The following is an 8,912-nucleotide window of genomic DNA, read 5'->3' as shown; positions in this document are numbered from 1 at the left end:
TGGGCGGCATCGTCGGCGCCAGCACCAGCGGCGGCGGCGGCAAGCGCGCCGCGGGCGGCGCGGCGATCGGCGCCGCTGCCGGCGCGGTGATCGGCAACATCTGGTCCAAGCGCATGGAAGCACAAAAGCAGGCCATGGAGCAGGCAACCCAGGGCACCGGCGTGCAGGTCAGCCAGACCGCCGACAACCGCCTGAAGCTCGACATCCCGAGCGACGTCTCGTTCGATACCGGCCGTTCCGACATCAAGTCGAACTTCCAGCCGGTGCTCGACCGCTTCGCCTCCACGCTGCAGGAAAACCCGGGCACCACCGTGGTCATCATCGGCCACACCGACAACACCGGCACCGATGCGATCAACCAGCCGCTGTCGGTCGACCGCGCCGCCCGCACCCGCGATTACCTGGCTGGCCGCGGCGTCAACCCGGGCCGTATCACCATCGAAGGCCGCGGTTCGCGCGAGCCGATCGCGTCGAACAGCGATGCGTCGAGCCGCGCACGCAACCGCCGCGTCGAGATCTACGTGGCGGAGCGCGGTCAGGGATAATTCCCACCCTGTCTAGACAAGGGCCGGCTCTGCCGGCCTTTTTCTTTGGCTTTGAATAAGTTTTTCTTATTCATTACACATCAATCATGTGCTTTCCTTATGGGTGTCGCAATTTATAAACAAATTACCAAACAAATTTGACTTTTGTTTGCCCGGAATGTTTTGATGGCGGGCTCAGGTGAATGTTCACACATTGTCACGTTCGCCGGAGATGTCATCAACAAGCGTAAGACGCCGCCCCGCTCGCGGATCGCGGCTGTGTTTCAGAAGTTTCGGAGAAATTTTGTCTAAGCAGCAACTCGTAGTAAAGCGCAGCGTCATCGCTGTCGCTGTGGCCCTGGCTTCCACCAGCGCCGCGTTTGCCCAGCAAAACGCTGAGGCCTCGGTCCAGAAAGTCTACGTGACCGGTTCCAACATCAAGCGCGCCGACAAGGAAGGTTCCTCGCCCGTCGCCACCATCAATGCCAAGCAGATCGCCGCGACCGGCGCCAACACCGTGTCGGAACTGCTGCATTCCATCCCGGCCTTCGGTTCGGGTACCTCGAACGACATCACCGACGGCAGCTTCTCGAAAGGCGCCTCGACCGCGTCGCTGCGCGGCCTCGGCTCGTCCTCGACCCTCATCCTGCTCAACGGCCGCCGCATCACCGCGTCGGCCTACGCCGACCCGAACCAGGGCAAGTCGGCCGTGTATGACCTGAACACGATCCCGGTCTCGGCGATCGAACGCGTCGAGATCTTCAAGGACGGCGCATCGGCCGTCTACGGCTCGGACGCGATCGCGGGCGTGATCAACTTCATCACCAAGTCGAACTACCAGGGCGGCGAAATCACCGCCGCGACCAGCGCCAACGACAACCTCGAATTCGCACGCCGCAACGTGGCAGGCGTGTTCGGCTTCGGCGACCTGCAGGAAGACCGCTACAACGCCTTCTTCACCTTCGACGTGGCTTCGCGCGACCGCACCGGCATCCGCGACGCCCGCGACGTGAAGCAGCACATGTACGCCGACATCAACGCGCGCCTGAACGAATACGGCAGCTATGTCTCCAGCCAGCCGTTCTTCTTCCGCGAGCGTACCGCCGGCGCGCGCAACTTCGCCACCACCCTGGCCAACGGCGCCGACATCGTCAACCGCCTCGGCTGCGATCCGTCGCAGCAGGTCACCGGCAACCGCGACAAGCACAACCTCACCGCGACCTCGATGCTCAACGGCCGCACCTTCTGCAACTACGACACCTGGAGCAACCAGGAAGCGCAGTCGAAGGGCAACGACGCCAACCTGCTGGGCAAGCTGACCTACCAGGTGGCTCCGGACATCACCGCCTTCGTCGAAGCCGGCTACACCCGCACCGAGCGCGAATACACCAGCAATTCCTCGACCATCGTGTCGACCTCGCCGACCACCGTGTTCCGCGCCGACGGCACCGCCAGCGACTACCAGCTGATCCTGCCGGCCGGCCATCCGGACAACCCGTGGAGCACCTCGCGCGCAGCCGTGGGCTACCGCTTCTCCGGCATCGACGGCGGCGCCAAGAACGTCAACCAGTCGGGCCGCCTGCTGGCCGGCCTGAAGGGCACCAGCGGCGCCTGGGACTGGGAAACCGCCCTGCTGCTGAACCGCAGCGAGCGTACCGAGACCATGAAGGGCATGCTGTACCGCCCGACCATCGACCGCATCGTCAGCGAAGGCCGCACCCTGGCCCAGACAGCCAGCGACAGCAACGCCTACCGCGACGTGGTGAACGAGGGCTACGCCCAGGTCAGCCAGTTCGACGCCAAGGCATCGACTACCCTGGGTAGCCTGGCCGGCGGCGACATCGGCCTGGCCTTCGGCGGCGAGATCCGCCAGGAAAAGCTGGCGCTGACCCCGGACTACCAGACGCAGGTCGGCAACATCATCGGCCTGGCCAACTCGCTGGTCGACGGCCGCCGCATGGTGAAATCGGCCTTCGTCGAACTGCGTACCCCGTTCACGAAGAACTTCGAAATGGACTTCGCCGGCCGCTACGACAAGTACCCGCTTGAATCCAGCTTCGTGCCGAAGGTCGGCGCCAAGTTCATCGTCAACGACAAGCTGACCTTCCGCTCGTCCTACGCCGAAGGCTTCCGCGCCCCGGCCCTGTCGCAGATCGCCGAAGGCGGCGTACAGTCGTTCTCGACCCTGGTCGACACCGTGCGCTGCCCGGACGGCAAGAACCCGCTGGACGGCGCCGACGCGTCGGACTGCCGCCGCAGCATCTCGTCGCGCTCTAAGGCCAACCCGGACCTGAAGCCGGAAACCTCGAAGAGCTTCTCGTTCGGCGCAATCATCGCCCCGACCAGGAACATCGACATCCTGGTGGACTACTACAAGATCCGCAAGGAAGACGAAACCGCCCTGCTGTCGGCCGGCTACGTGGTGGATCACCCGGACCTTTACCCGGGCCTGGCCATTCGTGACACCAACCCGGCAAACCAGCTGATCGGCGCCAACGGCCAGCCGATCCCGGGCACCGGTCCGCTGACCGCCGTGAACCGCTACTACGTGAACCAGGGCGCAACCGAGACCTCGGGCCTGGACCTCGAAGTGGCGCACCGCCTGAACCTGGGCGACAACGGCCGCCTGACCACCAAGTTCGACTGGTCCTACGCGCTGACCTTCAAGCGTTCGGAGCGTCCGGGCGAAGTGGAGGCCAACGTGGTCGGCACCGCCGGCGGCTACTCGGACTGGGCGATCACCGTGGGCGACATCCCGCGTCACCGTGCCCACCTGTCGACCAACTGGTCGAAGGGCGCGCACTCGCTGACCGGCTCGGTGGACTTCGTCTCGCCGATCTCGCTGCTGCGCCGTACCGACAACGACGTCACCTACCCGGTGCCGTATTGCCACTACGGCGCCGGCCAGCCTGCTGGCGCCACCAGCCTGGGCGGCCTGGAGAAGTTCAGCAACTGGGTGCACGACTGCCAGGTACCGGAATGGACCACGTTCAACGTCGCCTACTCGTACAGCGGCTTCAAGAACTGGACCCTGTCGGCCAACATCAAGAACATCTTCGACACCGCGGCTCCGTACGATCCGCGTTACCCGACCGAAGGTTTCAACACCCAGCTGCACAATGCGATGGGCCGTTACTTCCGCGTGAGCGCAAGCTACAAGTTCTGATCGAGCGACTGGCCTGAACGAAAGCCGCCTGGCGAGAGCCCGGCGGCTTTTTTTACGTCGATACGCTATAGTCGTCCTCACCGCATTCGGAGCCTTCCATGCAAGACGACGACCCGATCCGCATCCTGAAACAGGAAACCCTCTCCGACGATTACTGCGCTCTCAAGAAAGTCACTTTCAGGCAGCGCCGCCGCGACGGCAGCGAGCAGGAACAAAGCCGCGAGGTCTACGCGAATGCCGGCGGGGTCGCCGTGCTGCTCTACAACCCGGAGCGGCGCACCGTCCTGCTGACCCGCCAGTTCCGCCTCGGCGCGCACCTGGCCGGCCGTGAGGGCTACGTGATCGAAGCCCCGGCCGGCAACCTGGACGACACCGACCCGGGCGAGCGGGTACGCGCCGAACTGTGCGAGGAAACCGGCTTTCGCGGCCATGGGCTGCGCAAGGTAATCGAATTCTTGCCGAACCCCTCCTCGCTCACGGAGACGGTGCACTGCTTCCTGGGCGAATACGGGGAGCGCGACCGCAAAGGCAAAGGCGGGGGCAAGGAGGAGGAAGGCGAGGACATCGAAGTCCTCGAGATGGACGTCGACGAGGCTTTCAGGCAGGTGAAGGAAGGCGGCATCAATGACGCCAAGACGGTGATCCTGCTGCAGTTCCTGCGCGAGGAACTGCAGCAAGCAAACGGATCACATCCGTAGCGTGGGCGGCAAAGCCGCCCACCCTACGAAAAGCACAATGCGGTGTCAGGTGGTTTCGGTAAACGCCAGGTACAGCTCGCGCGCACGGCGCGCCACCGGGCCGGCGTCGAGCGTGCGGTCCTCGTAGCGCGTGCACGGCGTCACCTTGCCGTAGTTGCCGGTACTGAAGATCTCGCGCGCCGTCATCAACTCCTCCGGCGCCACGCTCCGCTCTTCCACGTGCACACCCTCCGATGCCAACAGCGCGATCACGCGCGCGCGGGTAATGCCGGCCAGGAAGGTGCCGTTCAGCTTCGGCGTCACCACGGCGCCATCCTCGGCCACGATGAACAGGTTCGAGGACGCGAACTCGGCCACGTTGCCGTCGGCGTCGAGCATGATCGCCTGGTCGAAGCCGCGTGCTTTGGCCTCGCGCATGGCGCGGGTCGAGTTGGCATACAGGGCCGAGGCCTTGGCGTCGGTCGGCGCCATGTCCGGCTGCGGGCGGCGCAGGGTCGACAGGCAGCTCGAGAAGCCGGTGAACGGCGGCAACGGCGCGTCGAAGATCGTCAGGGCGAACTGGCTGGCCTCGGCCACCGGGATCAGGAAGCCCTCGGTACCGAACACCAGCGGGCGGATATACAGCTCGGCGTCAGGCGGGAACTTGGCCACGCCTTCGCGCACCAGGTTTTCCATCTCGTCCACGCTCAGCGGGCAGCGCAGGCCCAGCTTCTCGCTCGAGGCGATCACGCGCTCCAGGTGCGGGCGCAGGTCGGGCAGCTTGCCGCGCATGGCGCGCGCACCGTCGAAGACCGAGGAGCCCAGCCACAGGCTGTGGTCCATCGCGCCGTACAGCGGCACATTGCCTTCAGTCCATTGTCCGTTGAAATAAGTCAGGTACATGCATGCCTCGTTTTACATTGATACAGCCCGTCAGTGTAACGCTTTCAGCGGGTTCATTGTTCGGTGGCGAACCATGAAGTGGCTTTGCCTCGCGTACACTATGGCTTTCCAGTATCAACATTGCCCATGCTTGCCATTCTCGAACGGATCAACCCCGACAGCGACCATATCGACCTGCTGGTCGACCTGGTCGATTGCCTGCGCCCGCGTAATCGCTGGGTCTGGCAAAAGGCGGACGATCCGGCGCAAAACGTGCGCACGCTGACCCAGCTGCTCAAGGGCAATCCGTCGCAGGCCTGGGCGCTGCGGCGCTACCTCACGACCATGCTGGAACGGCGCCGCCACACCAGCCTGTACAGCGACATCGGCATCCTCTCGAACGACGGTTTCGTCACGGAGCTGAAGCGGCGCGTCACCTACCGCTTCCTGCCGCCGGCGCTCAACGACCTCTACCTGTCGGACGCGCTCGACCAGGTGCTGTACGACGAGGACGACCACCAGTGGATCTGCATGGTGCCGACCGCCGACTGGATGGAGCTGTTCGACGTCATCGCGAACGCCCCGCCGCCCCAGGACCGCAGCGGCGGACCGGCCACACCCGACCGGGCCCGCTACGTCACCCTGATGGGCCTGCTGGACGCGATCCGCACCCTGTCCTGCCGCATCTGCGCCCTGGGCCTCGAGCCGCGCCTGATCCACAGCTACAGCGAGATCGAGGATTTCGACTCGCCCTTCCTGATGCAGAACATCGAGGTCAACCGCTACCTCGACGAATACGCGCGCTACCTGGACGGCAAGATCGAACAGCCGGAAGACGCGCGCCACCTGCTGGTGATGCTCGACCAGTGCGAAGAGGTGGTGCTCAAGATCCGCCGCGGCGCCCAGTCCACCGGCACCAGCGTGGCGCTGACCTACCTGCTGGTGGCCTTGCACCAGAGCATCGACCGGCTGCACAAGCTGCTCTACCTGGTAGACCTCAGCGGCTCCTTGCCGAGCGCGCCGAGCGTGGACCTGGTGGCGGTGGCCAGCCGCGCCGCCAACCCGGAGCGGCCGGAAGCGAGCGGCCGCCGCCTGGCGGCCGTGGCGCTGGCGGAAGAACTGATCGCGGCGCACAACGCCAAGTACCGCATTCGCGGCCTGCTGCGCGACAACGTCGACCTGCTGGCCCGCAACGTCACCGAGAACGCCAGCCGCACCGGCGAACACTACATTGCCGAAACCCGGCGCGACCTGCGCCACATGTTCGTGGCGGCCTCGGGCGCCGGCTTCATCGTCGGCTTCATGGCCATGTTCAAGATCATGCTGGGCTACCTGCACACCGCGCCCCTGGTCGAGGCCTTCCTGTTCAGCATGAACTACTCGCTGGGCTTCATCCTCATCTATGTCCTGCACTTCACGGTGGCGACCAAGCAGCCGGCCATGACCGCGCAGCACATCGCCGCCTCGCTGCAGCGCGCGGACAACGGACGCGGGCTGGACGTGGACAGCCTGGCGGACCTTGTCACCAAGGTCTTCCGTACCCAGATAGTAGCCGTGCTCGGCAACGTGTCGCTGGCCTTCCCGGTAGCCTGGGCGATCGCGATCGGCTACAAGGCGATCAACGGCAACCACATCGTCGACCCGGTCAAGGCGCACCACCTGCTGATGGACGTCGATCCGGTCCACAGCCTGGCCCTGTTCTATGCGGCGATCGCCGGCGTCTGGCTGTTCCTGGCGGGCCTGATCTCGGGCTACTACGACAACAAGGCGCTGTACACCCGCATGGGCCAGCGCGTGCGCCAGCTGCGGCGGCTGCGCCGCCTGCTGGGCGAAGAACGGCTCGGCCGCTTCGCCGGCTATATCGAGGATAACCTGGGAGGCCTGATGGGTAACTTCTTCTTCGGCTTGATGCTCGGGATGACCGGCACGATCGGCTTCCTGCTCGGCCTGCCCCTCGACATCCGCCACGTCACCTTCTCGACCGCCAACCTGGCCACCGCCCTCGTCGGCCTCGACTACCACGTGCCGCTCGAGGTGGTGGTCAATGCCGCCTCCGGCGTGCTCCTGATCGGCGCGGTCAACCTCCTGGTCAGCTTCGGCCTGGCGCTGTGGGTGGCGATGCGCGCCCGCAAGATCCGCTTCAAGCGCGGCATCCTGCTGATCCAGGCGCTGGGCCGCCACCTGATCGCCGCGCCCATCGATTTCTTCCTCGGCCCCAAGCAGCAGCCGATCAGCCGCGACTCCAGCAGTGAACTCATCATGAGGGACACGAAATGAACAACAAGCGCCTGACTTCCTTCCTGGCCTTCCTGGCCTTCGTCTGCGTGGTCGCCTCGTGCAAGTCGCTGCCCGATGCCGAGTCCCTGCCCGCGGATCCGGCCAAGGCGACGCCGGCGGTGGCCACGACGCGCGGCATGCTGGACAACAAACAGGCAGCCCAGCTGCTGCGCAAGCGCTGGGCCAACGCCTCGCCCGACCTCAAGCAGCTGGCGGTGCTGGAAGAACAGGCCACCGGCGCGCCGCTCATCCCCGGCAACAAGGTGACGCTGCTGTTCGACGGCCCCGCCACCATGCGCGAAATGATGGCCGCGGCGCGCGACGCCACATCCTCGATCAACCTGGAAACCTACATCTTCGACCGCGACCCGATCGGCATGCAGTTCGCCGAACTGCTGATGGAAAAGCGGCGCCAGGGCGTAATCGTCAACATCATCGCCGACGGGGTCGGCACCCTGGCCACCCCCAAGGAATTCTTCGAGCGCCTGCGCGGCGCCGGCATCAACGTGGTGATCTTCAATCCGGTCAATCCGCTGCAGCGTCCCGGCGCCTGGCAGCTGAACAATCGCGACCACCGCAAGATCATGGTGGTGGACGGCCGCATCGGCTTCACCGGCGGCATCAACATCAGCGAGACCTATGCCAACAGCTCGCTGTTCCGCTCGCGCAAGAAGCCCGAGACGGTCGACGCCGAGCAGGTCGGCTGGCGCGACACCCACATCCGCATCGAGGGCCCGGCGGTGGCTGCGCTGCAGTACGCCTTCATCGACAACTGGGTGCACCAGGACGCCGGCGAACTGCCGCCGGCCGAGTACTTCCCGCGCCTGGCCCCGGCCGGCGACAAGGTGATGCGGGTGCTGGCCACCTCGCCGGACCGCGATTCGGAGATCTACAAGTCACTGATGGTGGCCATGAACGAGGCCAAGAAGTCGATCCACATCACCTCGGCCTATTTCGTGCCGGACCGGCAGATCGTCGATTCGCTGGTCGCGGCGGCCAAGCGCGGCGTGGACGTGAAACTGGTGCTGCCGGGCGTGTCCGACCACGACCTGATCATGTATGCCGGCCAGGCCTTCTACGACGAGCTGCTGGCGGGCGGCGTCAAGATCTACCAGCTGCAGGTGGCGGTGCTGCACGCCAAGACGGCGGTGATCGACGGGATCTGGTCGACCATCGGCTCGGCCAACATCGACCGCCGCAGCTTCATCCACAACTACGAGCTGAACGTGGTGGTGCTGGACCCGGCCTTCGGCAAGGACATGGAAGCGGCCTTCAACGAAGACCTGCGCAGCTCCAAGGAAGTGACGCTGGACCAGTGGCGCCACCGGCCGTGGAAGGACCGCCTGCGCGAATTCATCGGGCGGCTGGCCGAGTACTGGATCTGAT

Annotated in this window: 6 protein-coding genes; 5 read left to right on the top strand and 1 reads right to left on the bottom strand. The window is 65.3% G+C overall.

Annotated elements, in window-relative coordinates; genetic code table 11:
- The 3 genes from B2R83_RS23340 to B2R83_RS23330 form a co-directional block, all read left to right on the top strand.
- Positions 1-545, top strand: a 545-nt coding sequence (locus B2R83_RS23340; RefSeq protein ID WP_292045508.1) for an OmpA family protein, incomplete at its 5' end; no start/stop codon positions are given.
- 400 nt (positions 546-945) lie between these two features.
- The gene (locus tag B2R83_RS23335) at positions 946-3,690 is read left to right on the top strand and encodes a TonB-dependent receptor domain-containing protein (RefSeq protein ID WP_292045506.1); all 2,745 of its coding nucleotides are present in this window, start codon (positions 946-948) and stop codon (positions 3,688-3,690) included.
- 98 nt (positions 3,691-3,788) lie between these two features.
- Entirely contained in the window at positions 3,789-4,388 is a 600-nt protein-coding gene (locus B2R83_RS23330) for an NUDIX domain-containing protein (protein ID WP_292045504.1), read from the top strand.
- Positions 4,389-4,433: 45 nt separating this feature from the next.
- On the opposite strand, the gene B2R83_RS23325 is transcribed toward B2R83_RS23330, so the two are convergent.
- Positions 4,434-5,270 (bottom strand): branched-chain amino acid aminotransferase, encoded by an 837-nt coding sequence (locus B2R83_RS23325; RefSeq protein WP_292045502.1) that lies wholly within the window; start codon positions 5,268-5,270, stop codon positions 4,434-4,436.
- Between the two features lie 126 nt (positions 5,271-5,396).
- Here B2R83_RS23325 and B2R83_RS23320 point away from each other — a divergent pair, with 126 nt between their 5' ends.
- Entirely contained in the window at positions 5,397-7,526 is a 2,130-nt protein-coding gene (locus tag B2R83_RS23320; protein WP_292045500.1) for a site-specific recombinase, read from the top strand.
- Positions 7,523-8,911, top strand: coding sequence for a cardiolipin synthase (gene cls / locus B2R83_RS23315; protein WP_292045498.1), 1,389 nt, complete (start codon positions 7,523-7,525; stop codon positions 8,909-8,911). The genes B2R83_RS23320 and cls overlap by 4 nt, the downstream gene beginning before the upstream one ends.
- The last annotated feature ends 1 nt before the right edge of the window (position 8,912 follow it).

The organism is Massilia sp. UBA6681, from assembly GCF_002454935.1.
GTDB classification, from domain to species: domain Bacteria; phylum Pseudomonadota; class Gammaproteobacteria; order Burkholderiales; family Burkholderiaceae_D; genus Telluria; species Telluria varians.
Note: the sequence above shows the minus strand (reverse complement) of the source record. Positions and strands in the feature narration are given on the sequence as shown.